The following is a 24145-nucleotide window of genomic DNA, read 5'->3' as shown; positions in this document are numbered from 1 at the left end:
ATGGCTGCACGTCACCCGACTCTAAGAAAAATCCGCCCCTGGCGCAGCCAGCAGAGGTGGAAACCCGCATGGCGAGCCCCCCGCAGCCGAGCGTCAGGCGGCGGGCAGCGCCTTCTCGGGCTCGATGACCTCCCACAGCGCCTGGGCGTCGAGCGCCGGTGCGAACAGGAAGCCCTGGTAGGTATGGCAGCCGAGGCCGGCCAGGAAGCCGCGCTGCGCCTCCAGTTCGACGCCCTCGGCCACCACCCGCAAGCCCAGCGCATGCGCCATCTGCACGATGGCGCGCACGATGGCGGCGTCGCTTTCGTCGCCCGGCAGTCCGCGCACGAAGCGGCGGTCGATCTTCAGGGCGTCGAGCGGGAACCGCTTGAGGTAGGCGAGGCTGGAATAACCGGTGCCGAAGTCGTCGATCGCCAGTTGCACGCCGAGCGCTGCCAGGGCCTCGAGCCGCTCCAGCGCCTCGGCGGCATCGCGCACCAGGATCGACTCCGTCAGCTCCAGCTCCAGCAGCGCCGGTGGCAGGCGGTGCTCGGCCAGCAGGCGCGAGACCCGCGTGGCGAAGTCGGCCTGCTGGAACTGCAGCGCCGAGACGTTGACCGACACCGGCATCGCCCGCCCCGCGGCGTACCAGCTCGCGGCCTGCCGCACCGCCTGCGACAACACCCAGTCCCCGATCTGCACGATGAAACCGCTCGCCTCGGCGACGGGGATGAAGTCGGCCGGCGAGATGTCGCCATGGGTCGGGTCGCGCCAGCGGATGAGCGCCTCGGTGCCCACGACCCGGCCTGTCGACAGGTCCACCTGGGGCTGGTAGTGCAGCCGGAAGCCGTCGCGTGCCAGCACCTGCCGCATCGCGTGGTCCAGCCGCACGCGCTTGCGCACCTCGTCGTCCTGGGAGCCGGTGCGGTGGAAGCGGAAGCCCGCCCGGCCGTCCGCCTTCGCCGCCTGCATCGCAGTCTCCGCGCGGCGCAGCAGGTCGTGCGCCGTGTCGGCCGCCTCGGGGAAAAGCGCCACGCCGATGCTGCAGGTCAGCGTGAACTGCGCACCTTCGATCTCGTACGGCGCCTCGGTGGCCCGCAGGATGCGGCGCGCCGCATGCTCGGCGGCCTCGGCACCGGCATGGTGGATCAGCATCGCGAACTGGTCGCCGCCCACGCGCCCGACGACGTCGCCGTCGCGCAGGCAGGTGCGGATGCGGCTGCATACCTCGGCCAGCACGCGGTCGCCCATGCCCTGGCCGAGGCTGTCGTTGATCTGCTTGAACCGGTCGACGTCGAGCAGCAGCAAGGCAATGCGGCCGCGCTGCCGCTGCACTTCGATCAGCGCCGTGGCCACACGCTCGGTGAGCTGGCGCCGGTTCGGCACGCCGGTCAGCGGGTCGGTCGTCGCCAGCGTCTCGATGCGCTGGTCGGCCGCCAGCCGCTCGCTGAGGTCGCGGAACGACCAGACCCTGCCGAGTGGGCGGCCCCGGCTCCATTGCGTGAGCACCACGCGCTCGACGACCCGGCCGCTGCGCAGCTTGAAGCGGTCGGTGGCCGGGACCAGCACGCCGCGCTCGACGGCCTCGAGCTGGCGCAGGTAGGCCTCCGGCTCGGCGGCCGCGTCGAGCATCCAGGCGTAGATCGCCTCGTCGTCGCCGGTAGCGAGTGCTTCCGGCAGCTGCCACATCTGCGCGAAGCGCCGATTGAAGGCGCGGATCCGGCCCTGCAGGTCGGTGACGAGCAGGCCATCCGCGGTGGACTCCAGCGTGGCGCGCAGTTCAGCGATCAGCGTGTCGCGCTCCTCCAGTGCCTGCCGCTCGGGGGTCAGGTCGCGCAGCGACACGAGGTAGGCGTCCGGCGCGCCGGGGCCCTGCAGCCGGTGGATGCGGCGTTCCAGATGCAGGGTGCCGCCGCCGGGCCGCGGCACCAGCGTGCGGGACAGCAGCGCGGTATCGGCGCCCGGCTGCTGCGCGACGGCCCAGAAGGCCATGTCTTCGGGCGTGTCGAGCACGGCCTCGGCCGGTTGCTCCAGCACTTCGTCGCGGTGCCGCCCGAGCAGCGCCAACGCGGCATCGTTGACCGCCAGCACACGCAGCGAACGCCCATCGACCAGCCAGGTGGGCTCCCACAGCCCTTCGACCAGCGCCCGGCACTCGCCCGCGACGGCCGGCGCGGCGCTCTCGCGATGCCCGACGAGGGCCCGCAGGTTCACTCGGTCCGCCCCTCGTCGATCGCCCCATCCGCAGGCTCTGGAAACTCCTGCTCGGAGGGCGGCACGGGCTCGAAGTAGTAGGTGATGCGCTGGCGCGGCGACAGGTAGTCGAGTGCGGCCGGCGGCAGCTGGCTTGCCTTCAGGCTGCGCCGGATGCCCAGCGCCGGCTCGGCCTCCAGGTTGACCTGCATCGCCTCGTCGCGCGGCACCGCCTCGTCGTGGACGAGCACACGCGGCTTCAGCGGCCGCGAGGAGTTGACGGAGACGACGATCGCGTACCGCTCGTCGGTGAGCTGCACGATCGAGCCCGGGGGATAGATGCCCATCATGCGGATGAACGCATTGAGCATCGTGACGTCGAACTTGTGCTTGCCCTGGGCGAACATCAGTGAGAGCGCCTCGTGCGGCGTCAGCGCCTTGGCAGGCGACACGGGATTGCACAGGTTGTCGTAGCGGTTGACCAGCGAGACGATGCGCGCCGCCGTGGTCATGCGGTCGACGTTCAGCCGCTGCGGGAAGCCCGAGCCGTCCGCCTGCTCGTGGTGCTGGGCGATGACCAGCAGCGCGCCGGCTGACAAGCCCATCTTGCGGCCGAGCGTGACGCCGTGCGAGACGTGCTCGCGGTAGAGCTGCGTCTCGGCCATCGTGAAGTGCTCCTCCGCGTAGCGCACGCGTGACGGCAGTTCCACCTTGCCGATGTCGTGCAGCAGCGAACCGAGCCCCAGGTCGCGCATGTCGACCTCCGACAGGCCGAAGAGCTTGCCCATCAGCAGCGCGATCACGCTGACATTCAGCGAATGCGCAGTGGCGCGGTCCCCGGCGCTCTCGGTCAACAGGCGGATGCACAGCTCGCGGTTGCCCAGCATCTTGTCGACCAGCGCCTGGGCGAACGCCTCGCTGCGCTCGCGGGCGCCCTGCGGATCGGTCTGCACCATGGCGGTGGCCTGGCGCCAGGCCTTGCCGGCCTCGGCGTACTGGCGCTCGCACAGTTGCATCGCTTCGCGCTGCCTCGCCAGCGCGGCGCGGCGCAGGCGCCGCTGGGCCAGCTCAGGGGTGTCGGCGGCCGTTGCATCGGGCGCCGGAACCGCGGGATCCGGCGGCCGTTCGGCGGGCACGGCAGCGTCGCCGGCGATGTCGCTGCGCTCGGGGCTCCAGCGCACACGCGACAGGCCCAGCTGCCGGATGGTCGAGATCTGCTCGGTGTCGCTGATCCGGAAGCTGCTGAGCGGGAACGGGTGCGACATCCAGCCCAGGTCCAGGTGCACGAACATGCCAATGCGCAGTTCACTGACGTCGATGGTGGCTGCGGACATGGGACGACACACTTGACCTGATTGAAGGTCTTTTTCGGCCGCCCCCGTGACGACTTGATCGGGAAAGGTCTGCGGGTCATCGCTGGATGCGTGTCGAAAGCACGATCGCCGACGTCGTGCGCTCCACGCCGTCCAGGGCGCCAATGCGGTCGATCAGGGCGTCCAGTTCCCCGATGGACGACGCCGCGACGATCGCGATCAGGTCGTACGGGCCGCTCACCGACAGCAGCGTGCGCACCTCGGGGATGCGCCGCAGCGCCGCCGTGATCGCAGCGCCCTGCTTCGGCGCCGCGATCACCATCACATGCGCCCGCACCAGCGCGGACTCGGCCTCATCCGACACCACGACGGTGTAGCCGGCGATCACGCCCCGCCGCTCCATCCGCTGCAGGCGGCTCTGGACGGTGGTGCGGGCGACGCCCAGGCGCCGGGCCAGGTCGGCGGCCGGCAGCCGGGCGTTCTCGCGCAACAGCGACAGCAGCGCGCCGTCAATGTCGTCGAGTGGGTCGGGTCTTGTCATATCGTCCTCCATGGCTGGCGATTTGCCGCCGACGTGCTGGCATATCGTCATATCGGGGGCTGCATTTGGCAACGCCCTGGCGGACCATCGATCCATCGACCGCTCGGGAGACGACGATGAAGGACGTGCTTGTGATCGGCGCCGGCAAGATCGGCCAGACCATCGTGGACCTCCTTGCCCGCAGCGGCGACTACCGGGTCACGATCGCCGACCGCGCGCCGCCGGCGCTGGCCGCGCTGCCCCGCGACGCCGAAGTCCGGACGCTGACGCTTGATGCGACGGACGGTGCCGCGCTGCGATCCGCGCTGCAAGGGCGTTTCGCCGTGCTGAGCGCGGCGCCCTGGCAGCTGACCGTCCGGATCGCGGAGGCCGCCCGCGATGCGGGCGTGCACTACCTCGATCTCACCGAAGACGTGGCGAGCACGCGCCGGATCCGCGAACTTGCCGAAGGCGCCGCGCGCGCGTTCATTCCCCAATGCGGGCTGGCGCCGGGGTTCGTCTCGATCGCCGCCGCCGAACTGATGCGTCGGTTCGAGCGGCTCGACAGCGTGCGCCTGCGCGTGGGCGCGCTGCCGGCCTACCCGAGCAATGCGCTGAACTACAACCTGACCTGGAGCACCGACGGCGTCATCAACGAATACATCGAGCCGTGCGATGCCATCGTCGACGGCCGCCGCTGCACGGTGCCGGCGCTGGAGGAGCGCGAGGAGTTTTCGCTCGACGGCGTGCTCTACGAGGCGTTCAACACCTCGGGCGGGCTCGGCACGCTGTGCGAGACGCTGGCGGGCCGGGTGCGCACGCTCAACTACCGCACCATCCGATACCCGGGCCATGCCGCCATCATGAAGGCCTTGCTGCACGACCTGCGCCTGAAGGACCGGCGCGAAGTCCTCAAGGACATCCTCGAGAACGCGCTGCCCGCCACACTGCAGGATGTGGTGATCGTCTTCGTCACCGTCTCGGGCTGGCGCGGCGGCCGGCTGATGCAGGACACCTACGCCCGCAAGATCTACAGCGCCCCCTTCGGCGGCGAACAGCGCAGCGCCATCCAGATCACCACCGCTTCGAGCATCTGCGCGATGCTCGACCTGCTGGCGCAGGGCCGGCTGCCCATGGCGGGCTTCGTGCGGCAGGAAGACGTCGGGCTGGCGGATTTCCTGGCGAACCGCTTCGGCGGCGTCTACGCGGAACCGGCGGCCGCTGCCGCCCCTGCGCTGGCCCGGGCGGCCTGAAGAATCGACCGCCGGGCGCTTCATGATAGGGATGCCGCTCTTGCGCAGCGGCATTTGCCGCTTCTAAAATGTTCTTTAAAAGAACACACGTTCTTATATCGAACTTTTCTGCCCTAAGGAGACAACGCGTGATCAACAAGATTTCGCCCTCGGTGGAGGCTGCGCTGGCCGACGTACCCGATGGCGCCACGGTGATGATCGGCGGCTTCGGCACCGCCGGCCTGCCCAACGAACTGGTCGATGCGTTGATCGCGCAGGGCGCCAGGTACCTGACCATCGTCAACAACAACGCCGGCAACGGCGATACCGGCCTGGCGGCGCTGCTGGCCGCCAAGCGGGTGCGCAAGATCATCTGCTCGTTCCCGCGGCAGGCCGACAGCCACCACTTCGACGGCTTGTACCGTGCGGGGCAGATCGAGCTGGAACTGGTGCCGCAGGGCAACCTCGCCGAGCGCATCCGTGCCGCAGGCGCCGGCATCGGCGGCTTCTTCACGCCCACCGGCTACGGCACGCAGCTCGCCGAGGGCAAGGAAACCCGTGAGATCAACGGCCGCATGTACGTGCTGGAGTCCCCGATCCACGCCGACTTCGCCCTGATCAAGGCCGAGCGCGGCGACCGCTGGGGCAACCTCACCTACCGCATGACCGCACGCAACTTCGGGCCGGTGATGGCGATGGCCGCCAAGGTGACGGTGGCCACAGTGCACGAGATCGTCGAACTGGGCAGCCTCGACCCCGAGGCGGTGGTCACCCCCGGGATCTTCGTGCAGCGCGTGGTGAGGGTCGACCGCGTGGCCACCTCCGGCGGCGGCTTCAAGCAAGTGGCCTGAGGCACGGCACGATGAACACACGCCTCCTCCGACGCGATTGGCTCCAGGCCGCCGCAGGCGCCGCCGCCATGCTCGCCTGCCCCCTGGCCGCCCGAGCGCAGAACTTCCCCGCCAAGCCCGTGAAGATCATCGTGCCGTTCGCCCCCGGCGGCGGCAACGACGTGTTCGCCCGGCAACTGGCGACGCAGCTGGGCACGCTGCTGGGCGTGCAGGTGATCGTCGACAACCGCCCCGGCGCGGGCGGCACGGTCGGCACCGATGCGGCGGCCAAGTCGCCGGCCGACGGCTACACGCTGCTGCTCGGCCACACCGGCACCCTGGCGATCAACCCGGCGCTCTACCCCAAGCTGCCGTACGACGCCCGCAACAGCTTCGTGCCCGTCGCGCCGCTGTGCAGTGCGCCGCTGGTGCTGGTGGTGCCTGCGTCCAGCCCGATCAGGTCGCTGGCCGACCTGCTCGCGCGTGCCAAGGCCGAGCCCGGCAAGTTCGCCTTCGCCTCCAGCGGCAACGGCACCGGCGGCCATCTGGCAGGCGAACTGCTCGAGGAAGTGGCCGGCGTGAAGATGCTGCACGTGCCCTACAAGGGCACGGCGCCCGCATTGACCGACGTCCTGGGCGGCCAGGTCGACCTGATGTTCAGCGTGATCCCGCCGGCACTGCCGCACATCGACGCCGGCAAGCTGCGGGCGATCGGCATCACCGGCGCCAAGCGCAGCGCGCGGCTGCCCGACGTGCCGACCGTGGCCGAGAGCGGCCTGAAAGGCTATGAGAGTTCGCTGGCGTACGGCGTGATGGCGCCCAAGGGCACGCCCGAGCCGGTCCTGAGGGCGCTGGGCGCCGCGATCGCCAAGGCCGGCGAGACGACGGCGCTGCGCGATGCCTTCAAGGCCGAAGGCGCCGAGCCCCTGCCGGGCACCGCTGCCGAGTTCGCTGCGCTGATGCAGGCCGAATCCGCCAAGTGGGGCCAAATCATCAACAAAGCGGGCATCAAGCCCGAGTGATCAACGCGACAAGGAGACACCCCATGGCCAGCAAATGGACCCGCGACCAGATGGCGCGGCGCGTGGCGCAAGACATTCCCGACGGTGCCGTCGTCAACCTCGGCATCGGCCTGCCCACCGCGGTGGCCAACCACCTGCCCGAAGGGCGGGAGGTGGTGCTGCACAGCGAGAACGGCGTGATCGGCATGGGCCCGGCGCCCGCGGCGGGCGAAGAAGACTACGACCTGATCAACGCCGGCAAACAGCCGGTGACGCTGCTGCCCGGCGGCTGCTTCTTCCACCACGCCGACAGCTTCGCGATGATGCGCGGCGGCCACCTCGACGTCTGCGTGCTCGGTGCCTTCCAGGTGTCGGCGCGGGGCGACCTGGCGAACTGGCACACCGGCGCCAAGGACGCGATCCCGGCCGTCGGCGGCGCGATGGATCTGGCCATCGGCGCAAAGAAGACCTACGTGATGATGGAGCACACCACCAAGGCCGGCGACAGCAAGATCGTTCCGGAGTGCACCTATCCGCTGACCGGCATCGGATGCGTCAGCCGCATCTACACCGACCTTGCGGTGCTCGACATCACGCCCGACGGCGTCGCGGTGGTCGAGACGGTCGACGGCCTGTCGTTCGACGACCTGCAGAAGGTCACCGGCGTGCCGCTGTTGCGCGCAGGCTGAATAACGGCCCGCGGCGAGGCTCGCCCGCCGCCAATCGGCGAACAATCCGTACAGTTCATTGTTAGCAGATCGGCACGCGGCGTCGCCGCGGCCGGCGAGCGACCTACCAATCCTGCCCTTTTCCGGAGACGCCATGAGCACCCAAGCCTTCATCTGCGACGCCGTTCGCACCCCCTTCGGCCGCTACGGCGGCGCGCTGTCTTCCGTGCGCGCCGACGATCTCGGCGCCGTGCCGCTGCGCGCGCTGATCGCCCGCAACAAGGCCGTCGACTGGGCCCAGGTGGCCGACGTGCTCTACGGCTGCGCCAACCAGGCGGGCGAGGACAACCGCAACGTCGCGCGCATGAGCGCCCTGCTGGCAGGGCTGCCCCTCGACGTGCCGGGCGCCACCATCAACCGGCTGTGCGGCTCCGGCCTGGACGCGCTCGGTTCGGCGGCACGTGCGATCAAGGCGGGGGAGGCGGGCCTGATGATCGCCGGCGGCGTGGAAAGCATGAGCCGCGCGCCCTTCGTGATGCCCAAGGCGGAGAGCGCCTTCTCGCGCAGCAACGCCATCTACGACACGACCATCGGCTGGCGCTTCGTCAACAAGCTGATGAAGGAACAGTACGGCGTCGACTCGATGCCCGAGACCGCCGAGAACGTCGCCACCGACTACAAGATCGAGCGGGAGGCGCAGGACCGCATGGCGCTGGCCAGCCAGCTCAAGGCCGTTGCCGCGCAGAAGAGCGGCTTCTTCGACGCCGAGATCGTGCCGGTGACGATCCCGCAGAAGAAGGGCGATGCCGTCGTCGTCGGCAAGGACGAGCATCCGCGCGAGACCTCGCTCGAAGCGCTGGCCAAGCTGCGGGGCGTCGTGCGCCCGGACGGCACGGTGACCGCCGGCAATGCCTCGGGCGTCAACGACGGCGCGGTGGCGCTGCTGCTGGCCAGCGAGGCCGCGGCCGCCAAAAACGGGCTCACGCCGCGTGCGCGCATCGTGGGCATGGCGACAGCAGGCGTCCCGCCGCGCATCATGGGCATGGGCCCGGCGCCCGCCACGCGCAAGGTGCTCGAGCTCACGGGCCTGACGCTCGACCAGATCGACGTGATCGAACTGAACGAGGCCTTCGCCGCGCAAGGCCTCGCAGTGCTGCGCGACCTGGGCCTGAAGGACGACGACGCCCGCGTCAACCCCAACGGCGGCGCGATCGCGCTGGGCCACCCGCTCGGCGCCAGCGGGGCCCGCCTGGCCACCACGGCGGTGAACCAGCTGCACAGGAGCGGCGGCCGCTACGCGCTGTGCACGATGTGCATCGGCGTCGGCCAGGGCATCGCTGTGATCCTCGAACGCGTCTGATCCTTCGCGCTCTGCGACGAAGACCGGCCCGCGCGGCCGGTTTTTTTCGTCCAACGCGGCCAAGGTTGTGCGCACATCGCCCCGGTGCACCCCAAAGGCCTGGCCCGGCGGCATCCACCCTCCTAAAGTCGGAGCAAGAGGGACGAGACAACCCTTCCGGGCGATCAACGCACAGCCACTGCCCCATGAGCGACGACGACCTGCTGCCAGACGACGGGCCCGCCCGCGCGCACCTTGCGTCGCGGGCCAGCACCGCTGACGCGGCGCCCGCACAGCGCGACCTGGTCGCGGGGCTTGAAAAAGGCCTGCAGGTGATCGAAGCCTTCGACCAGGACCGGCCGCGCCTGACCATCGCCGAAGTAGCGCAACGCACCGGCCTCACCCGCGCGGCGGCCCGCCGTTACCTGATCACGCTGGCGCACTTGGGTTTTGTCAGCCAGGACCGCCGGCTGTTCGCCCTCACGCCCAAGGTGCTGCGCCTCGCGCAGAGCTACATGCATTCGGCCCGGCTGCCCCGCATCGTGCAGCCGGAACTGCACAAGCTGGCCTATGCGATGAAGGAGGCCTCGTCGGCCGGGACGCTGGACGGCAACGACGTGATCTGCATCGCCGCGACCAGCGCCGGGCGGGTGATCTCTTCCACGCTGCAGCCGGGCACCCGCGTGCCGGCGCACTGCACCTCCAACGGCCGCGTGCTGCTGGCGGCGTTGCCGCAGGCGGACGTCGACGCATGGATCGCACGACAGACGCTGCGCCCCTTCACGCCCCGCACCGTGGTGCTGGCCGAACGGCTGCGGATCGAGATCGCGCACGTGCGCGCGCAGGGTTATGCCTGCGTCGACCAGGAGCTCGAACTCGGCCTGCGCACGATCGCCGTGCCCTTGCGCAACTACCGCGGGGAAACCGTGGCCGCACTCAACATCAGCGTGCACGCCCAGCGCATGACGATGGACCAGCTCGTCGAGACCTGCCTGCCGCCGCTGCGCCAGTCGCAGGCGATGCTGCGGCAGCTGCTCTGACCGCCCCCTCTTTTTGACCCCTCACGAAAGACACTCCCCGCCATGGCCTCCACGCGCACCCAAGTCGCCATCGTCGGCGCCGGCCCCTCCGGCCTGCTGCTGGGTGCCCTGCTGGCGCGTGCCGGCGTCGATGCGGTGATCGTCGAGCAGCGCAGCGCCGACTACGTGCTCGGCCGCATCCGCGCAGGCGTGCTGGAGCAGGTGACGGTCGACCTGCTGGACGAAGCCGGCGTGAGCGGACGGCTGCACGCCGAGGGCCTGCCGCACGACGGCGTGAACCTCGCCTTCGACGGCGTCCTGCACCGCATCGACCTGAAGGCGTTGACCGGGAAGCATGTCGTCGTCTACGGACAGACCGAGGTCACGCGCGACCTGATGGAGGCGCGCGCGGCGGCCGGCCTGCGCACCGTGTACGAGGCGCAGGATGTCGCCGTCCACGGCTTCGACGGCGGGCAGCCGTTCGTCAGCTACACGCTGCGCGGGGAGCCGCATATGCTGCAGTGCGACTTCATCGCCGGCTGCGACGGCTACCACGGCGTGTGCCGCGCCAGCGTGCCGGCCGAGGCCCTGCAGACGCACGAGAAGGTCTACCCCTTCGGCTGGCTCGGCATCCTCGCCGACGTGCCGCCCGTGGCGCACGAGCTGATCTATGCACACAGCGAGCACGGCTTCGCCCTGTGCAGCATGCGCTCCGCCGCGCGCAGCCGCTACTACGTTCAGTGTGCGCTGGACGACCATGCCGAACGGTGGAGCGACGAGGCCTTCTGGGCGGAACTGAAGCGCCGCCTGCCTGCCGACGTGGCGGCACAGGTGCTGACCGGCCCTTCGATCGAGAAGAGCATCGCGCCGCTGCGCAGCTTCGTCGCCGAGCCGATGCGCTTCGGGCGCCTGTTCCTGGCAGGGGATGCCGCGCACATCGTGCCCCCCACCGGCGCCAAGGGCTTGAACCTCGCCGCCGGCGACGTGGGCCTGCTGTCGCGGGCACTGGCGGAGTTCTACGGTGGATCGAGCCGGGGTATCGACACCTACTCCGAACGGTGCCTGCAGCGGGTGTGGAAGGCCGAGCGCTTCTCGTGGTGGTTCACCTCGCTGATGCACCGCTTCCCCGACACCGGCAGCTTCGGCCAGCGCATGCAGCACGCCGAGCTCTCGTACCTGGTCTCGTCGGAAGCGGCGTCCAAGGCGCTCGCCGAGAACTATGTCGGCCTGCCGCTGGCATTCTGAGTGGCCGCGCCGCGTGCGGTATGGTCCGGGCTTCCCACCCTCTAGACCCTGTCAGGGCGCACACCATGATCCTGGAACATGCGGACATCACCATCCCACCCGGCCAGCAGGCCGCCTTCGACGAGGCGATCGTGCGCGGCGTCACGACCGTCATCAGCCAGGCCAAGGGCTTTCGCGGCTGGCGCGTGCAGCGCGGCATCGAATCGGCGGAGCGCTACGTGCTGACGATCTACTGGGACACGCTGGAGAACCACACGGTGGACTTCCGCGGGGGTCCGCTGTTTGCACAGTGGCGTGCGATCGTCGGCCCGTTCTTCGCGAAGCAGCCGGTGGTGGAGCACTTCTCGCTCGTCGGCGAAGCGCCGATGCACTGAAGCCGCTCGGCGGCCGTCAAACCGGCTGGGCGTCCGGGCCCTTGGCGGCCGCAGCCAGCGCCAACGTGAGGTCCTTGCGGTAGCGATTCAGCTCCTGGACGCTTGCAAAGCTGCGTTCGAACAGCAAGCTCAGGTTGTGCAGGATCCGTTCGCCGACCTTCTTTTCCCAGGTCGCGTCGAACTGGATCTGCTTGTCAAGCCACGCTTCGAGCCAGCTCGGGTCGGGCAGGCGGCTCTGCACCGTATCGCGCGGGAAGAGCTTCTCGTTGACGTGCAGGTTGGTCGGGTGCAGCGCCTGCGCCGTGCGCCGTGCGCTGGCCATCAGCACGCCCACCTTCGCAAAGGCCGCACGGGCCTCGTCGCCGAACTTGTGCAGCGCGCGCTTCATGTAGCGCAGGTAGGCCCCGCCGTGCCGGGCCTCGTCCCGGGCGAGCGTCTCGTAGATGGCGCGGATGACAGGCTCCGAATGCCATTCGGCCGCCCGGCGGTACCAGTGGTTCAGCCGCACCTCGCCGCAGAAATGGAGCATCAGCGTCTCCAGCGCCGGGGCCGGATCGAACTCGAATCGCACTTCGTGCAGTTCGGCCTCGGTCGGCACGAGGTCGGGACGGAAGCGGCGCAGGTACTCCATCAGCACCAGGGAATGCTTCTGCTCCTCGAAAAACCACACGCTCATGAACGCGGAGAAGTCGCTGTCGTCGCGGTTGTCGCGCAGGAACATCTCGGTGGCCGGCAGCGCCGCCCACTCGGTGATCGCGTTCATCTTGATCGTCTGCGCCTGCTCCTCGGTGAGCAAGTCGGGCTGGAACCGGTCCCAGGGGATGTCGGTGTCCATGTTCCAGCGCACGGCTTCCAGTTGTTTGAAGAGTTCAGGGTAGAGCATGGCAGTTCCTAGGGAGCCTTCGATTCTAGGCGGGCCCCTGTCCGCCCCCTGCGCCTGGCCCTTGCCAGCGAAGGGATTGGCGCATTGGACAGAATCGAAGCGCCTCCGACTGTTGCATCCGATTGACATGGCCTACCGAGATTTGTTCCATCGCCGGTTCCTGGCCCTGGCGTTCGCCGGCCTGCTGGCGCCTTCCGCCGCCCACGCCGGCTGCCCCGCCCTGCTCAACCACACCCTGCCCCGGCTCCAGGACGAGCGGCCGGTGGCGCTGTGCGCTTATGCCGGGCAGGTGGTGGTGGTGGTCAACACGGCGAGCTATTGCGGCTTCACGCCCCAGTACAAGTCGCTGGAGGCGCTGTACGACCGCTACAAGGCGCGCGGCCTGGTCGTGCTGGGCTTCCCGAGCAACGATTTCGGCGCCCAGGAGCCGGGCAGCAATGCCGATGTGGCGGCCTTCTGCGAGAACACCTTCGGCGTCAGGTTCCCGATGTTCGCGAAGTCCCAGGTCAGGCCAGGGCCTGCGGCGAACCCGCTCTATGTCCAACTGGCCGAGCGCAGCGGGAAGGCGCCGGGCTGGAACTTCCACAAGTACGTCATCGGCCGCGACGGGCAGTGGGCCTTCAGCGCCGACAGCAAGACCGATCCGCTCGACGCATCCTTCATCGCTGACATCGAACGCCTGCTGGCCAAGCCGGCGCCGCGTCCTTAGCGGCCCGGCGGCGACGGGGCGGGCGCCTTCGCAAAGCTTTGTTTCTATCGCGGCCATCGCGGAACTCGGCGGCGCGCAGGGCATCTGACCCAACAGATGCTGCATGCAGTGTCGAATGGTTTTCCTGCAGCGTGGCCTCCTGTCGAACAGGCTGCAATCCCGAAGCGTCTCTCCTCCTCCTCCCTCCCTCCCTCCTTCGCTTCGGGGCGCCACGCAGCAGTTTTGTCTACGCAACCGCGCCGGCCTCGTGCCGGCGCAGCTGTTTCAGCGCAGCCAGCCCTTGCGCCGGAAGTACAGGAAGGGTGCCGCCACGGACGCGGCCATCAAGCCCAGAGCGAACGGGTAGCCAAGCGCCCAGTCGATTTCGGGCATGAACTTGAAGTTCATCCCGTACACGCTGGCGATCAACGTGGGCGGCAGCAAGGCCACGCTCGCCACGGAAAAGATCTTGATGATCTTGTTCTGGTTGATGTTGATGAAGCCCACCGTGGCATCCATCAGGAAGTTGATCTTGTCGAACAGGAACGCCGTGTGCGAATCGAGCGAATCGATGTCGCGCAGGATCTGCCGCGCCTCCTCGAACTGCTCTGCATTGAGCATGCGGCTGCGCATCATGAAACTGAGCGCGCGGCGCGTGTCCATCACGTTGCGGCGGATGCGCCCGTTCAAGTCCTCCTCCTTCGCGACGGCCGCCAGCACCTCGCTCGCCGCGCGGTCGTCCACGTCCTGCTTGAGCACGCGGGAGCTGACCTTCTCCAACGCGTCGTAGATGCCCTCGAGCGCATCGGCGCTGTACTCGGCATCCGTGTCGTAGAGCTTCAGCAGGACGTCCTTCGCGTCCTCGATCAGCGCCGGCGTGCGGCGTGCGCGCAGGCGCAGGAGCCGGAACACCGGCAGGTCCTCGGCGTGCACCGAGAACAGCACGTTATCCTTGAGGATGAACGCCACCCGGACATTGCGCGGGGTGACGTCGTCGTCGATCAGGAAGTCGGAGCGGATGTGGAGTTCGCCGTTGTCTTCCTCGTAGAAGCGGGCCGACTCCTCCAGGTCGTCGTCCACGGCATCCTCGGGGATCGTCAAGCCGAAACGGCTGGCGATCCAGCCCTTCTCCTGCGGCGTGGGTGCATCGAGATCCACCCAGACCGGCCTCAAGTCGGCCAGCGCTTCGGCGCTCTCGATTTCTTCCTGGAACAGCCGCCCATTGGCGAGCCTGAAGACGTTCAGCATGCGTTGCTCCGGCGCTCCTGTGCGCCTTGCGGGGTGCGATGGGTCGGAAGCGTCCGCCTGCCCCGGCATGCCGGAGCGGCGGTCACCTAGGGTGACTCTGGTCCACGGATTTCTCCACGTCGGGTAAGCCAAAGATTATGGCCCAGCGCGACCTCACGTTCGGCAGCGAAGCGCTGCCCTCACGCACCACCGCCTGGGCGGCGTCACCGATCCGCGCTGCGCTTCACGCATCACGTCACAACTGCGTACGCCCACACCAGTTTCATCGGCTTGTCACGCTCCTGTTTCGGGGGCACACTGTTTTCGACCCTGCTACTGCCGCTTCCTTCCTGACGCACCCCACCTTCCTGCTCCGACCCCCGATCCGGGACCCGGATCGCCTTCTCTTTCCGCTTTCCCTCAACCCCTTCCCCAAAGGAGGATCTGATGAACCTGACGATCAGCGGACACCATCTCGAAGTCACGCCGGCTCTCCGTGAGTATGTGCTCACGAAGTTGGATCGGGTGACGCGTCATTTCGACCAGGTGGTCGACATCAACGTGCTGCTGACGGTGGAGAAGATGCGAGAGAAGGAGCGTCGCCAGAGGGCCGAGATCACGGTCCATGTGAAGGGACGCGACATCTTCGCGGAGCAGAGCCACGAAGATCTGTATGCGGCCATCGACCAGTTGGTCGACAAGCTGGACCGGCAGGTCTGCCGCCACAAGGACAAGGTGCAGGACCACCACCACGTGTCCGCGAAGCGGCTCGACGCAAACGTCTGATCTTGCGCGCGAGCGCCTCGGCGGAAGCGGCCTTCGGGCCGCTTTTCCGTTCACTCATGTGGCGGCGCAGCAAAAGAGCAACAGCGGCGGCAGGGGATGACTGCAACGGTAGCGTGGCAAGGACCGATTTCTATAATCAACGCCCTCTTTGCGAAAGTCCCTGCGGATGTCGCAGCCGCCGCAACGTCGGGGAAACACCATGAACCGTCTCGCCGCCATCCTGCCCGCCAGCAACGTTCTGGTGAATGTGGAAGCCACCAGCAAAAAGCGCGCGTTCGAGCAGGCTGGGTTGCTGTTCGAAAACCAGCACGCGATCGCGCGTGCCACGGTCAGCGACAACTTGTTCGCCAGGGAACGCCTGGGCTCCACCGGCCTGGGTCACGGGGTGGCCATTCCCCATGGACGCATCAAGGGCTTGAAGAATCCGTTGGCGGCAGTCATCCGCGTCCAGCACCCGATCCCGTTCGACGCACCCGACGACGAGCCCGTCGGCCTGCTGATCTTCCTGCTCGTGCCGGAGGCCGCCACGCAGCGCCACCTCGAAATCCTGTCGGAGATCGCGGAACTGCTCTCCGACCGGGAATTGCGCGAACGCCTGAAATCCGAGCCGGACGCCGCGGGCCTGCACAAGCTCATCGCCGACTGGGCCCCATTGAAGTCGGTCGCCTGACCGCGTGAAGCCCTCATCCATCAGCGCGGAGGCGCTGTTCGAGGAACACCGCGTCGCGCTGCATTGGGAATGGGTGGCGGGCCACGCCCACCCGGAACGCCGCTTCGACGACGCGGCCGTGCGCGATGCCCGGTCGGCGGCCGACCTGGTCGGCTACCTCAACTACATCCACCCGTACCGCGTCCAGATCGTCGGCCGGCGTGAAGTCGCCTACCTCAGCCAGAGCGCCGACGAGGTGCTGGAGCGGCGGATCTCCCGGATCGTGACGCTGGAACCGCCGGTGATCATCGTCGCCGACGACCAGGTGCCGCCCGACCGGCTGACGGCCATGTGCGACCGGGCGGAGATCCCGCTGTTCGTCACCGCGGAATCCGCCGGCCACGTGATCGACGTGGTGCGCGGCTACCTGGGGCAGCTCTTCGCCGAGCGCACCACGCGGCACGGCGTCTTCATGGACATCCTCGGCCTGGGCGTGCTGCTGACCGGTGAATCCGGCCTCGGCAAGAGCGAACTGGGCCTGGAACTCATCTCGCACGGGCACGGACTGGTGGCAGACGATGCCGTCGACCTCTACCGTGTGTCGCAAACCGCCATCGAAGGGCGTTGTCCCGAGCTGCTGATCAACCTGCTCGAGGTCCGCGGCATCGGCCTGCTCGACATCAAGGCGATCTTCGGCGAGACCGCGGTGCGGCGGAAGATGCGCCTGAAGCTCATCGTCCACCTGGTGCGCAAGGAAACGATGGAGCGCGAATTCGAGCGGCTGCCCTACGAACCGATGCACGAGGAGATCCTCGGCGTGCCGGTGCGCAAGGTGATCATCGCGGTGGATGCAGGGCGCAACCTGGCGGTGCTCGTCGAGGCGGCGGTGCGCAACACGATCCTGCAGCTGCGCGGCATCGACACCTACCAGGAATTCATCCAGCGCCACCAGAAGGCCATGGATCAAGGCGGCGAGCCCTGATCCCGGGCGCGGCGCGCCCGCAGCCTGTCAGGACGGACGGTGCGGGCACTGCGGCTTGACGCACGCCGCATAGAGCGCCAGCGAGTGGTCGTGCAACTCGAAGCCGCGGCTCTGGGCCACCGCGCGCTGCCGCTTCTCGATCTCGGGATCGTAGAACTCCTCCACGCGGCCACAGGTGAGGCACACGAGGTGGTCATGGTGCTGACCCTCGTTCAGCTCGAACACCGACTTGCCCGACTCGAAGTGGCTGCGCGACAGCAGCCCGGCCTGCTCGAACTGCATGAGCACGCGGTACACCGTGGCCAGCCCGATGTCCGCACCCTCCGCGAGCAGGGCCTTGAACACATCTTCGGCAGTCATGTGCCGATGCTCCCCGCGTTGGAACACCTCGAGGATCTTGATGCGCGGCAGCGTCGCCTTCAGGCCGCTGCTCTTGAGTTCGTCTACGTGGTTCATGGCCGACCCCTTGGTTTTGGGGACCTTAGAATCCGAGCATGATAGCCAGCCCGCACCGGCACAACATGTTTCGACTTGAATACCTCGGCCTCGCGGCAGCGCTGCTGGCCACTGCCGGCTGCAGTTCGTGGCAGGAATCGCTGCGCACCTCCGACAGTGTCCTGGGCGTCATCACGCCTTACCGGGTCGAGGTGGTGCAAGGCAACGTCGTGACCAAGGAGCAGATCGCCCTGGTCAAGCCCGGCATGAACCGCGCACAGGTGCGCAACGTGCTCGGCTCGCCGCTGCTGGCCGACATCTTCCACGCGGACCGCTGGGACTACATCTTCACCATCAAGCGCCAGGGCACGGAGCCCCAGCGGCGCAGCGTGGTGCTTCAGTTCGAGGGCGACCTGCTCAAGACCGTGGAGGCCCCCGACCTGCCGGGCGAACAGGAGTTCGTCGCCTCGATCAGCCCGATCAAGACCGGAAAGCAGCCCAAGCTGGAGTTGACGGAAGAGCAGCGCAAGGCGCTGCCGGCACCGTCCAGGCCCGAAGCGGCGCCCTCGGCACCCGAGCCCGCGGGCGCGACACGCAGCTATCCGCCGCTGGAGGCCGCCAAGTGAGCGGCTCGCCCACGTTGAAGGTGGCCATTGCGGGGGCGTCCGGCCGCATGGGCCGGATGCTGATCGAAGCCGTTCAGGCGGCTGACGATTGTGTGCTGGCGGGTGCGCTGGACGTGCCGGGCAGCCCCGCCCTCGGCCATGACGCCACGGCCTTCCTGGGCCGCGCGAGCGGTGTCGCCATCACGGCCGACCTCGGCGCAGGCCTCGCCGGCGCCGAGGTGCTGATCGACTTCACCCGGCCCGAAGGCACCTTGGCGCACCTGGCGGCCTGCCGCGATCACGGCGTGCGCGCCGTGATCGGCACCACCGGCTTCACCGACGAGCAGAAGGCCGAGATCGCCGAGCATGCGCGGCACATCCCGATCGTCCTGGCGCCCAACATGAGCGTCGGCGTCAACGTGGTGCTGAAGCTGCTGGACATGGCCGCCCGCGCGCTCAGCGAGGGGTACGACATCGAGATCATCGAGGCGCACCACCGCCACAAGGTCGACGCCCCCAGCGGCACCGCGCTCAAGATGGGCGAGGTGGTCGCGAACGCGCTGGGGCGCGACCTGAAGGCCTGCGCCGTGTACGGCCGCGAAGGTGTCACCGGCGAACGCGACCCCAGCACGATCGGCTTCGCCACGGTGCGGGGCGGCGACATCGTCGGCGATCACACGGTGCTGTTCGCGGGCACCGGCGAGCGCATCGAGATCACGCACAAAAGCGCCAGCCGGGTGACCTACGCACAGGGCAGCCTGCGCGCCGCCCGTTTCCTCGCCGACAAGCCGCACGGCCTGTTCGGCATGGACGACGTGCTCGGCCTGGCCTGACGCCGCCCGCATGGACAGCGGCTTCGGCGCGTTCTGGCACGCCAGCGATGGCGTGGGCCGCAGCGTGGCGGCCCTGCTGCTGCTGATGTCGGTCAGCGCCTGGGTGGTGATTCTGTGGAAAGGCTGGGTGTTGCGCCGCGCGGCGCGCGACATCGAGCGTGCCGTCTCGGCGTTCTGGGCCGCACCGGCACTCGATATCGGCCGCGAGCGCCTGGCCGCGCTCGACCGCGAAGGCCTGCTGGTGCCGCTCGTCGACGCCGCCACCGCCCCGTCGCAGCCCGGCACGCTGGCCACCGATGCGCACCTCGCCTCTCAACTGACGCGGCGCCTGCGCGACGCGCTGCACCGCGGCCTCGCCCACCTGCAGTTCGGCCAGGTGCTGCTGGCGTCCGTCGGCAGCACCGCCCCGTTCGTTGGCCTCTTCGGCACGGTCTGGGGGATCTACCACGCGCTGGCGGCCATCGCCGCGGAAGGCGGCATCACGATCGAGAAGATCGCCGGCCCGGTGGGCGAGGCCCTGGTAATGACGGCGGCGGGCCTGGCCGTGGCCATCCCCGCCGTGCTGGGCTACAACGTCTTCGGCAAACGGGTCAGCGCCTGCGAGGCCGAGCTCGAGGGCTTCGCCCACGACCTGCGCGAGATGATGCTCGCCCGCGCGTCCGAGTCCTGAGCCGCCACGCCATGGCATTCGGCCGCCTCGAACGCAACCCCGGCGCGCGGCCGATGAGCGACATCAACATGACACCGCTGATCGACGTGATGCTGGTGCTGCTGGTGATCTTCATGATCACCGCGCCGCTGATGACCAGCAGCCTTAAGCTCGAGCTGCCCAAGAGCGACGCCGGCACGCCAGGACAAGCGCCCGCCTTCGTGACGCTGGCCATCGACGAGCACGGCCGCCTGTTCCTCGACGAACAACCCCTGGCGAAGGACGAACTCGCCGCGCGCCTGGCCGCGGCGGCGCAGGGCAACCCGCAGCTCGAAGTGCAGTTGCGCGCCGATCGCCGCGTGCCCTACGGCGACGTGGCGACGCTGATCGGGCAGGTGCAGAAGGCCGGCCTGTCGCGCATCGGTTTCGTGACCGAGCCCGCCTCTCCCTGACGGGGGCCTCCCTACAATCGACGGCATGAACGACAAGTACATGCCCGCCGAGGTCGAGGGAGCCGCGCAAGCGCACTGGAACGCCCGCGACGCCTACCGCGTCACCGAAGACGCCAGCAAGCCCAAGTTCTACGCCTGCTCGATGCTGCCCTACCCCAGCGGCAAGCTGCACATGGGGCATGTGCGCAACTACACCATCAACGACATGCTCACCCGCCAGCTGCGGATGAAGGGCATGAACGTGCTGATGCCGATGGGCTGGGACGCCTTCGGCCTGCCGGCCGAGAACGCCGCGATCAAGAACCAGGTGCCGCCGGCGCAGTGGACCTATTCGAACATCGCCTACATGAAGAAGCAGATGCAGGCGATGGGGCTGGCCATCGACTGGAGCCGCGAAGTCGCGACCTGCTCGCCCGCGTACTACAAGTGGAACCAGTGGCTGTTCCTGAAGATGCTGGAGGCCGGCATCGCCGAACGCCGCACGCAGGTCGTCAACTGGGACCCGGTCGACCAGACCGTGCTGGCCAACGAGCAGGTGGTCGACGGCAAGGGCTGGCGCTCGGGCGCGCCGGTCGAGAAGCGCGAGATCCCCGGCTACTACCTGAACATCACCCAGTACGCGGCCGAACTGCTCGACCACGTGCAGCACCACCTGCCCGGCTGGCCCGAGCGCGTGAAGCTGATGCAGGAGAACTGGATCGGCAAGAGCGAAGGCGTGCGCTTCGCCTTCCCGCACGAGATCCGCGACGCGAACGGCGCGCTCATCCAGGACGGCCGCCTCTACGTGTTCACCACGCGCGCCGACACCATCATGGGCGTCACCTTCTGCGCCGTCGCGCCCGAGCACCCGCTCGCCACGCACGCCGCGCAAGGCAACCCGGCACTGGCCGCGTTCATCGAACAGGCCCAGCAGGGCGGCACCACCGAGGCGGAACTCGCCACCAAGGACAAGGAAGGCATGCCCACCGGCCTCTTCGTGCAGCACCCGCTGACGGGGGAACGGATCGAGGTGTGGGTCGGCAACTACGTGCTGATGAGCTACGGCGACGGCGCCGTGATGGGTGTGCCCGCGCACGATGAGCGGGACTTCGCGTTCGCCAAGAAGTACGGCCTGCCCATCATCCAGGTGGTGACGGTCGACGGCGAGCAGTATTCGTACGACGCCTGGGCCGAGTGGTACGGCGACAAGCAGCGCGGCGTCGTCATCAACTCCGGCAACTACAGCGGCCTGGGCTACCAGGACGCGGTGGACGCCATCGCGCACGACCTGGCCGCCAAGGGCCTGGGTGAGAAGAAGACCACCTGGCGCCTGCGCGACTGGGGCATCAGCCGCCAGCGCTACTGGGGCACGCCGATCCCGATCATCCACTGCGCCGACTGCGGCCCGGTGCCGGTGCCCGAGAAGGACCTGCCGGTCGTGCTGCCCGAGGAGCTGATCCCCGACGGCAGCGGCAACCCGCTGAACAAGTGCGAGGCTTTCCTGAACGTCGGCTGCCCCCGATGCGGCCAGCCCGCGCGGCGCGAGACCGACACGATGGACACCTTCGTCGATTCGTCGTGGTACTTCATGCGCTACTGCGACCCGTCCAACGACGAGAAGATGGTCGCCGAGGGCACGCAGTACTGGATGCCGATGGACCAGTACATCGGTGGCATCGAGCACGCCATCCTGCACCTGCTGTACGCCCGCTTCTGGACGAAGGTGATGCGCGATCTCGGCCTGGTGAAGGTCGACGAGCCGTTCAAGCGCCTGCTCACGCAGGGCATGGTGCTGAACCACATCTACAGCCGCCGCACCGACAAGGGCGGCATCGAATACTTCTGGCCGCACGAGGTCGAGAACGTGTTCGACGCGGGCGGCAAGATCGTCGGCGCCAAGCTGAAAAGCGATGGCTCGGCGGTGGAGTACGGCGGCGTCGGCACGATGTCGAAGTCGAAGAACAACGGGGTCGATCCGCAGGAGCTGATCGACCGCTACGGCGCCGACACCGCGCGGCTCTTCGTGATGTTCGCGTCGCCGCCCGAGCAGACGCTGGAATGGAACGATGCCGGCGTGGAAGGCGCGCACCGCTTCCTGAAGCGCGTGTGGGGCTTCGGCGCGAAGAACGCCGCCGCGATCGCCGCCGCGGGCGACGTGGCCGCCGGCACGCTGTCGGCGGGCGCCAAGGCGCTGCGCCGCGAGGTGCACACGGTGCTCAAGCAGATCAGCTACGACTACGAGCGCATGCAGTACAACACCGTCGTCTCCGGCGCGATGAAGCTGCTGAACGCGCTGGAAGACTTCAAGGCAGCGCCGGGCGACGAGCCCGTGCTGCGCGAAGGCTTTTCGGTGCTGCTGCGCGGCCTCTACCCCGCCTGCCCGCACATCACGCACGGCCTGTGGCAGCAGCTCGGCTACGCCGATCGCCTGGGCGAGTTGCTCGACGCGCCCTGGCCCGAGGTCGATGACGCCGCGCTGGTGCAGGACAGCATCGAGCTGATGCTGCAGGTCAACGGCAAGCTGCGCGGCTCGATCACCGTGCCGGCGGGCGCCGACAAGGCGGCGATCGAGGCCGCCGCGCTGGCCAGCCCTGATTTCGCCAAGTTCGCCGAGGGCAAGGGCGCAAAGAAGGTGATCGTGGTGCCGGGCCGTCTGGTCAACGTGGTCGTCTGATGCGCCGGCTCCATCGCCGTGCATGGCTGGCCGGGCTGGGCGCCTCGGCGCTGGCCGCGGGCTGCGGCTTCCAGCTGCAGCGCCCGCCGGTGCTGCCCTTCCGCAGCATCGCGTTCACGGGCTTCTCGGCCCGTTCGCCGCTGGCGGCCGAGCTGCGCAGCCGCGTCGGCGAGACCCGCATCAGCGAGATCCCGGCGCAGGCCGAGGTGATCCTGCATGCGCTGTCCGACCGGCGCGAACGCAGCGTGGTGGCCACCACCGCGGCCGGCCAGGTGCGCGAGGTGCAGCTGCGCGTGCGCCTGAACTTCCGCGTGACGGCGCCGGGCGGCCGCGTGCTGCTGCCGCCCTCCGAGCTGCTGCTCACGCGCGACATGACCTATAACGAAACCGCCGCCCTGGCCAAGGAGCAGGAAGAGGCCCAGCTCTACCGGGCGATGGAAAGCGACATCGCGCAGCAGATCATGCGGCGCCTGGCCGCCTTGCAGCCGGACGCGGGCCGCTGATGCAAGTCCGCCCCGACCAGCTCGCCGGCCACCTGGCCAAGGGCCTGAAGCGCCTCTACACCGTGCACGGCGACGAGCCGCTGCTGGCGCAGGAGGCGGCCGACGCCGTGCGCGCCGCCGCACGGGCCGCCGGCTACAGCGAACGCAAGGTCTTCACCGTCAGCGGTGCGCATTTCGACTGGAGCGGCCTGCTGGGCAGCGCGCAGGCGATGAGCCTGTTCGCGGACCGACAGCTGATCGAGATCCGCATTCCCGGCGGCAAGCCCGGCAAGGAGGGCTCGGAAGCGCTGCAGCGCTACTGCGAGGCCCTGTCGGACGACGTGCTCACGCTGGTGCACCTGCCGCGGCTGGACGGCACACAACTCAAGAGCGCCTGGTACACCGCGCTCGACGGCGCCGGCGTCACGCTGCGTGTCGACCCGGTGGAACGCCGCGACCTGCCGACCTGGATCGCCCGCCGCCTGGCCGCGCAGGGCCAGACGGTGGCGGACGGCGACGAAGGCCAGCGCACGCTGGCCTTCGTCGCCGATCGCGTGGAGGGCAACCTGCTCGCGGCGCACCAGGAGCTGCAGAAGCTCGGGCTGCTCTATCCGGCCGGCACGCTCAGCTATGCGGAGGTGGAAGCGGCCGTGCTCAACGTGGCGCGCTACGACGTCTTCAAGCTCGGCGAAGCGGTGCTCGCCGGCCACGTGCCGCGCGCGCTGCGCATGCTCGACGGCCTGCGCGCCGAGGGCGAGGCGGCCGTGCTCGTGCACTGGACGCTGGCCGAGGACATCCGAGCCCTCAAGCGCGTGCACGACGCGATGGCCGACGGCAAGCCGCTCCCCATGGCGCTGCGCGAGCAGCGGGTCTGGGGGGTCAAGGAGCGCCTCTTCGAGCGGGTGCTGCCCGCGCTGACCGGCAACGACCTCGCGCTGCTGGTGGAGGCCGCGAGCATCTGCGACGGCATCGTCAAGGGCCTCAAGCACCCCGACTGGCCCACCGATGCCTGGGACGCGCTGCGCCGCCTGGCGCTCATGCTGATGCAGCGTGTCATGCCGCTGCCGCGTGGCGCGTCGGCCTGCGGCCTGCGGCTGGTGCTGTAGCG

The 24145-nt window shown here is 68.9% G+C and carries 25 protein-coding genes; 19 read left to right on the top strand and 6 right to left on the bottom strand.

Features of this window, described 5'->3' with window-relative positions:
* Window positions 1-93: 93 nt before the first annotated feature.
* The 3 genes from V4F39_RS16115 to V4F39_RS16105 form a co-directional block, all read right to left on the bottom strand.
* A complete protein-coding gene (locus tag V4F39_RS16115) occupies window positions 94-2193 on the bottom strand; it encodes a putative bifunctional diguanylate cyclase/phosphodiesterase (protein WP_332290707.1) in 2100 nt (699 codons plus the stop codon).
* The gene (locus tag V4F39_RS16110; RefSeq protein ID WP_332290706.1) at window positions 2190-3506 is read right to left on the bottom strand and encodes a cyclic di-GMP phosphodiesterase; all 1317 of its coding nucleotides are present in this window, start codon (window positions 3504-3506) and stop codon (window positions 2190-2192) included. Before V4F39_RS16110 ends, V4F39_RS16115 begins: the two co-directional genes overlap by 4 nt.
* Before the next feature lie 76 nt (window positions 3507-3582).
* Entirely contained in the window at window positions 3583-4026 is a 444-nt protein-coding gene (locus V4F39_RS16105) for an Lrp/AsnC family transcriptional regulator (protein ID WP_332290705.1), read from the bottom strand.
* 116 nt (window positions 4027-4142) lie between these two features.
* Between V4F39_RS16105 and V4F39_RS16100 the strand changes: the two genes are divergently transcribed.
* The 8 genes from V4F39_RS16100 to V4F39_RS16065 all read left to right on the top strand — a co-directional run bounded on the left by V4F39_RS16100 (window position 4143) and on the right by V4F39_RS16065 (window position 11713).
* Entirely contained in the window at window positions 4143-5258 is a 1116-nt protein-coding gene (locus V4F39_RS16100) for a saccharopine dehydrogenase family protein (RefSeq protein ID WP_332290704.1), read from the top strand.
* A 128-nt stretch (window positions 5259-5386) separates the two neighbouring features.
* Window positions 5387-6088: a 3-oxoacid CoA-transferase subunit A gene (locus tag V4F39_RS16095; RefSeq protein WP_332290703.1), complete on the top strand. Its 702-nt coding sequence runs from the start codon at window positions 5387-5389 to the stop codon at window positions 6086-6088.
* Window positions 6089-6099: 11 nt separating this feature from the next.
* Window positions 6100-7089 carry a Bug family tripartite tricarboxylate transporter substrate binding protein gene (locus V4F39_RS16090; RefSeq protein WP_332290701.1) on the top strand — a complete coding sequence of 330 codons (990 nt, stop codon included), beginning with the start codon at window positions 6100-6102 and terminating at the stop codon, window positions 7087-7089.
* A 23-nt stretch (window positions 7090-7112) separates the two neighbouring features.
* Window positions 7113-7757, top strand: coding sequence for a 3-oxoacid CoA-transferase subunit B (locus tag V4F39_RS16085; protein WP_332290700.1), 645 nt, complete (start codon window positions 7113-7115; stop codon window positions 7755-7757).
* A 133-nt stretch (window positions 7758-7890) separates the two neighbouring features.
* On the top strand, window positions 7891-9096 hold the full coding sequence (gene pcaF, locus V4F39_RS16080) for a 3-oxoadipyl-CoA thiolase (RefSeq protein WP_332290699.1): 1206 nt from the start codon (window positions 7891-7893) through the stop codon (window positions 9094-9096).
* A 185-nt stretch (window positions 9097-9281) separates the two neighbouring features.
* Entirely contained in the window at window positions 9282-10115 is an 834-nt protein-coding gene (locus V4F39_RS16075) for an IclR family transcriptional regulator domain-containing protein (protein ID WP_332290698.1), read from the top strand.
* A gap of 42 nt (window positions 10116-10157) precedes the next feature.
* On the top strand, window positions 10158-11339 hold the full coding sequence (gene pobA / locus V4F39_RS16070; protein WP_332290697.1) for a 4-hydroxybenzoate 3-monooxygenase: 1182 nt from the start codon (window positions 10158-10160) through the stop codon (window positions 11337-11339).
* A 65-nt stretch (window positions 11340-11404) separates the two neighbouring features.
* Complete coding sequence (locus V4F39_RS16065; RefSeq protein ID WP_332290696.1) at window positions 11405-11713, top strand: antibiotic biosynthesis monooxygenase family protein; 309 nt, start codon at window positions 11405-11407, stop codon at window positions 11711-11713.
* Between the two features lie 16 nt (window positions 11714-11729).
* Here V4F39_RS16065 and V4F39_RS16060 read toward each other — a convergent pair whose 3' ends face one another.
* Window positions 11730-12596 (bottom strand): ferritin family protein, encoded by an 867-nt coding sequence (locus V4F39_RS16060; protein WP_332290695.1) that lies wholly within the window; start codon window positions 12594-12596, stop codon window positions 11730-11732.
* 127 nt (window positions 12597-12723) lie between these two features.
* Here V4F39_RS16060 and V4F39_RS16055 point away from each other — a divergent pair, with 127 nt between their 5' ends.
* Window positions 12724-13305, top strand: coding sequence for a glutathione peroxidase (locus V4F39_RS16055; protein WP_332290694.1), 582 nt, complete (start codon window positions 12724-12726; stop codon window positions 13303-13305).
* Between the two features lie 264 nt (window positions 13306-13569).
* Here the strand turns inward: V4F39_RS16055 and corA are convergent, their stop codons facing one another.
* Window positions 13570-14532, bottom strand: a complete 963-nt coding sequence (gene corA / locus V4F39_RS16050; protein ID WP_332290692.1) for a magnesium/cobalt transporter CorA — start codon at window positions 14530-14532, stop codon at window positions 13570-13572.
* A gap of 426 nt (window positions 14533-14958) precedes the next feature.
* On the opposite strand from corA, the gene hpf reads away from it, so the two are divergent.
* From hpf to hprK, 3 genes are all read left to right on the top strand, one after another.
* Window positions 14959-15297: a ribosome hibernation-promoting factor, HPF/YfiA family gene (gene hpf, locus V4F39_RS16045; protein WP_332290691.1), complete on the top strand. Its 339-nt coding sequence runs from the start codon at window positions 14959-14961 to the stop codon at window positions 15295-15297.
* Between the two features lie 199 nt (window positions 15298-15496).
* Window positions 15497-15967: a PTS sugar transporter subunit IIA gene (locus V4F39_RS16040; protein ID WP_332290689.1), complete on the top strand. Its 471-nt coding sequence runs from the start codon at window positions 15497-15499 to the stop codon at window positions 15965-15967.
* Window positions 15968-15971: 4 nt separating this feature from the next.
* Window positions 15972-16928, top strand: a complete 957-nt coding sequence (gene hprK, locus V4F39_RS16035; protein WP_332290687.1) for an HPr(Ser) kinase/phosphatase — start codon at window positions 15972-15974, stop codon at window positions 16926-16928.
* A 27-nt stretch (window positions 16929-16955) separates the two neighbouring features.
* Here hprK and fur read toward each other — a convergent pair whose 3' ends face one another.
* On the bottom strand, window positions 16956-17384 hold the full coding sequence (fur, locus tag V4F39_RS16030; RefSeq protein WP_332290686.1) for a ferric iron uptake transcriptional regulator: 429 nt from the start codon (window positions 17382-17384) through the stop codon (window positions 16956-16958).
* 65 nt (window positions 17385-17449) lie between these two features.
* Here fur and V4F39_RS16025 point away from each other — a divergent pair, with 65 nt between their 5' ends.
* Genes V4F39_RS16025 through holA form a run of 7 tightly spaced genes read left to right on the top strand, consistent with a single transcriptional unit; the run spans window position 17450 to window position 24143 of the window.
* Window positions 17450-17989: an outer membrane protein assembly factor BamE gene (locus V4F39_RS16025; RefSeq protein ID WP_332290685.1), complete on the top strand. Its 540-nt coding sequence runs from the start codon at window positions 17450-17452 to the stop codon at window positions 17987-17989.
* Window positions 17986-18801 carry a 4-hydroxy-tetrahydrodipicolinate reductase gene (gene dapB, locus V4F39_RS16020; protein WP_332290684.1) on the top strand — a complete coding sequence of 272 codons (816 nt, stop codon included), beginning with the start codon at window positions 17986-17988 and terminating at the stop codon, window positions 18799-18801. The genes V4F39_RS16025 and dapB overlap by 4 nt, the downstream gene beginning before the upstream one ends.
* A gap of 10 nt (window positions 18802-18811) precedes the next feature.
* A complete protein-coding gene (locus tag V4F39_RS16015) occupies window positions 18812-19471 on the top strand; it encodes a MotA/TolQ/ExbB proton channel family protein (protein WP_332290683.1) in 660 nt (219 codons plus the stop codon).
* A gap of 11 nt (window positions 19472-19482) precedes the next feature.
* On the top strand, window positions 19483-19902 hold the full coding sequence (locus tag V4F39_RS16010; protein WP_332290682.1) for an ExbD/TolR family protein: 420 nt from the start codon (window positions 19483-19485) through the stop codon (window positions 19900-19902).
* 25 nt (window positions 19903-19927) lie between these two features.
* Window positions 19928-22555, top strand: coding sequence for a leucine--tRNA ligase (gene leuS / locus V4F39_RS16005; protein ID WP_332290681.1), 2628 nt, complete (start codon window positions 19928-19930; stop codon window positions 22553-22555).
* Window positions 22555-23058: an LPS-assembly lipoprotein LptE gene (locus V4F39_RS16000; RefSeq protein ID WP_332290680.1), complete on the top strand. Its 504-nt coding sequence runs from the start codon at window positions 22555-22557 to the stop codon at window positions 23056-23058. The genes leuS and V4F39_RS16000 overlap by 1 nt, the downstream gene beginning before the upstream one ends.
* Entirely contained in the window at window positions 23058-24143 is a 1086-nt protein-coding gene (gene holA, locus V4F39_RS15995) for a DNA polymerase III subunit delta (RefSeq protein WP_332290679.1), read from the top strand. The genes V4F39_RS16000 and holA overlap by 1 nt, the downstream gene beginning before the upstream one ends.
* The last annotated feature ends 2 nt before the right edge of the window (window positions 24144-24145 follow it).

Origin of the sequence: Aquincola agrisoli, assembly GCF_036621135.1 — a bacterium.
In the GTDB taxonomy this organism is placed as follows: Bacteria; Pseudomonadota; Gammaproteobacteria; order Burkholderiales; family Burkholderiaceae_C; genus Aquincola; species Aquincola agrisoli.
This window is presented reverse-complemented; position numbering and strand designations above follow the sequence as displayed.

What these genes read in the sequence shown, in the direction of transcription:
- V4F39_RS16015 (WP_332290683.1), top strand. Translation starts at nt 18,812, where the DNA reads ATGGACAGCGGCTTCGGCGCGTTCTGGCACGCCAGCGATGGCGTGGGC.
- V4F39_RS16105 (WP_332290705.1), bottom strand. Translation starts at nt 4,026, where the DNA reads ATGACAAGACCCGACCCACTCGACGACATTGACGGCGCGCTGCTGTCG.
- V4F39_RS16000 (WP_332290680.1), top strand. Translation starts at nt 22,555, where the DNA reads ATGCGCCGGCTCCATCGCCGTGCATGGCTGGCCGGGCTGGGCGCCTCG.
- V4F39_RS16085 (WP_332290700.1), top strand. Translation starts at nt 7,113, where the DNA reads ATGGCCAGCAAATGGACCCGCGACCAGATGGCGCGGCGCGTGGCGCAA.
- corA (WP_332290692.1), bottom strand. Translation starts at nt 14,532, where the DNA reads ATGCTGAACGTCTTCAGGCTCGCCAATGGGCGGCTGTTCCAGGAAGAA.
- fur (WP_332290686.1), bottom strand. Translation starts at nt 17,384, where the DNA reads ATGAACCACGTAGACGAACTCAAGAGCAGCGGCCTGAAGGCGACGCTG.
- V4F39_RS16060 (WP_332290695.1), bottom strand. Translation starts at nt 12,596, where the DNA reads ATGCTCTACCCTGAACTCTTCAAACAACTGGAAGCCGTGCGCTGGAAC.
- V4F39_RS16065 (WP_332290696.1), top strand. Translation starts at nt 11,405, where the DNA reads ATGATCCTGGAACATGCGGACATCACCATCCCACCCGGCCAGCAGGCC.
- V4F39_RS16025 (WP_332290685.1), top strand. Translation starts at nt 17,450, where the DNA reads ATGTTTCGACTTGAATACCTCGGCCTCGCGGCAGCGCTGCTGGCCACT.
- hpf (WP_332290691.1), top strand. Translation starts at nt 14,959, where the DNA reads ATGAACCTGACGATCAGCGGACACCATCTCGAAGTCACGCCGGCTCTC.
- V4F39_RS16055 (WP_332290694.1), top strand. Translation starts at nt 12,724, where the DNA reads ATGGCCTACCGAGATTTGTTCCATCGCCGGTTCCTGGCCCTGGCGTTC.
- V4F39_RS16090 (WP_332290701.1), top strand. Translation starts at nt 6,100, where the DNA reads ATGAACACACGCCTCCTCCGACGCGATTGGCTCCAGGCCGCCGCAGGC.
- pobA (WP_332290697.1), top strand. Translation starts at nt 10,158, where the DNA reads ATGGCCTCCACGCGCACCCAAGTCGCCATCGTCGGCGCCGGCCCCTCC.
- pcaF (WP_332290699.1), top strand. Translation starts at nt 7,891, where the DNA reads ATGAGCACCCAAGCCTTCATCTGCGACGCCGTTCGCACCCCCTTCGGC.
- leuS (WP_332290681.1), top strand. Translation starts at nt 19,928, where the DNA reads ATGAACGACAAGTACATGCCCGCCGAGGTCGAGGGAGCCGCGCAAGCG.
- V4F39_RS16010 (WP_332290682.1), top strand. Translation starts at nt 19,483, where the DNA reads ATGGCATTCGGCCGCCTCGAACGCAACCCCGGCGCGCGGCCGATGAGC.
- holA (WP_332290679.1), top strand. Translation starts at nt 23,058, where the DNA reads ATGCAAGTCCGCCCCGACCAGCTCGCCGGCCACCTGGCCAAGGGCCTG.
- V4F39_RS16075 (WP_332290698.1), top strand. Translation starts at nt 9,282, where the DNA reads ATGAGCGACGACGACCTGCTGCCAGACGACGGGCCCGCCCGCGCGCAC.
- V4F39_RS16100 (WP_332290704.1), top strand. Translation starts at nt 4,143, where the DNA reads ATGAAGGACGTGCTTGTGATCGGCGCCGGCAAGATCGGCCAGACCATC.
- V4F39_RS16110 (WP_332290706.1), bottom strand. Translation starts at nt 3,506, where the DNA reads ATGTCCGCAGCCACCATCGACGTCAGTGAACTGCGCATTGGCATGTTC.
- V4F39_RS16040 (WP_332290689.1), top strand. Translation starts at nt 15,497, where the DNA reads ATGAACCGTCTCGCCGCCATCCTGCCCGCCAGCAACGTTCTGGTGAAT.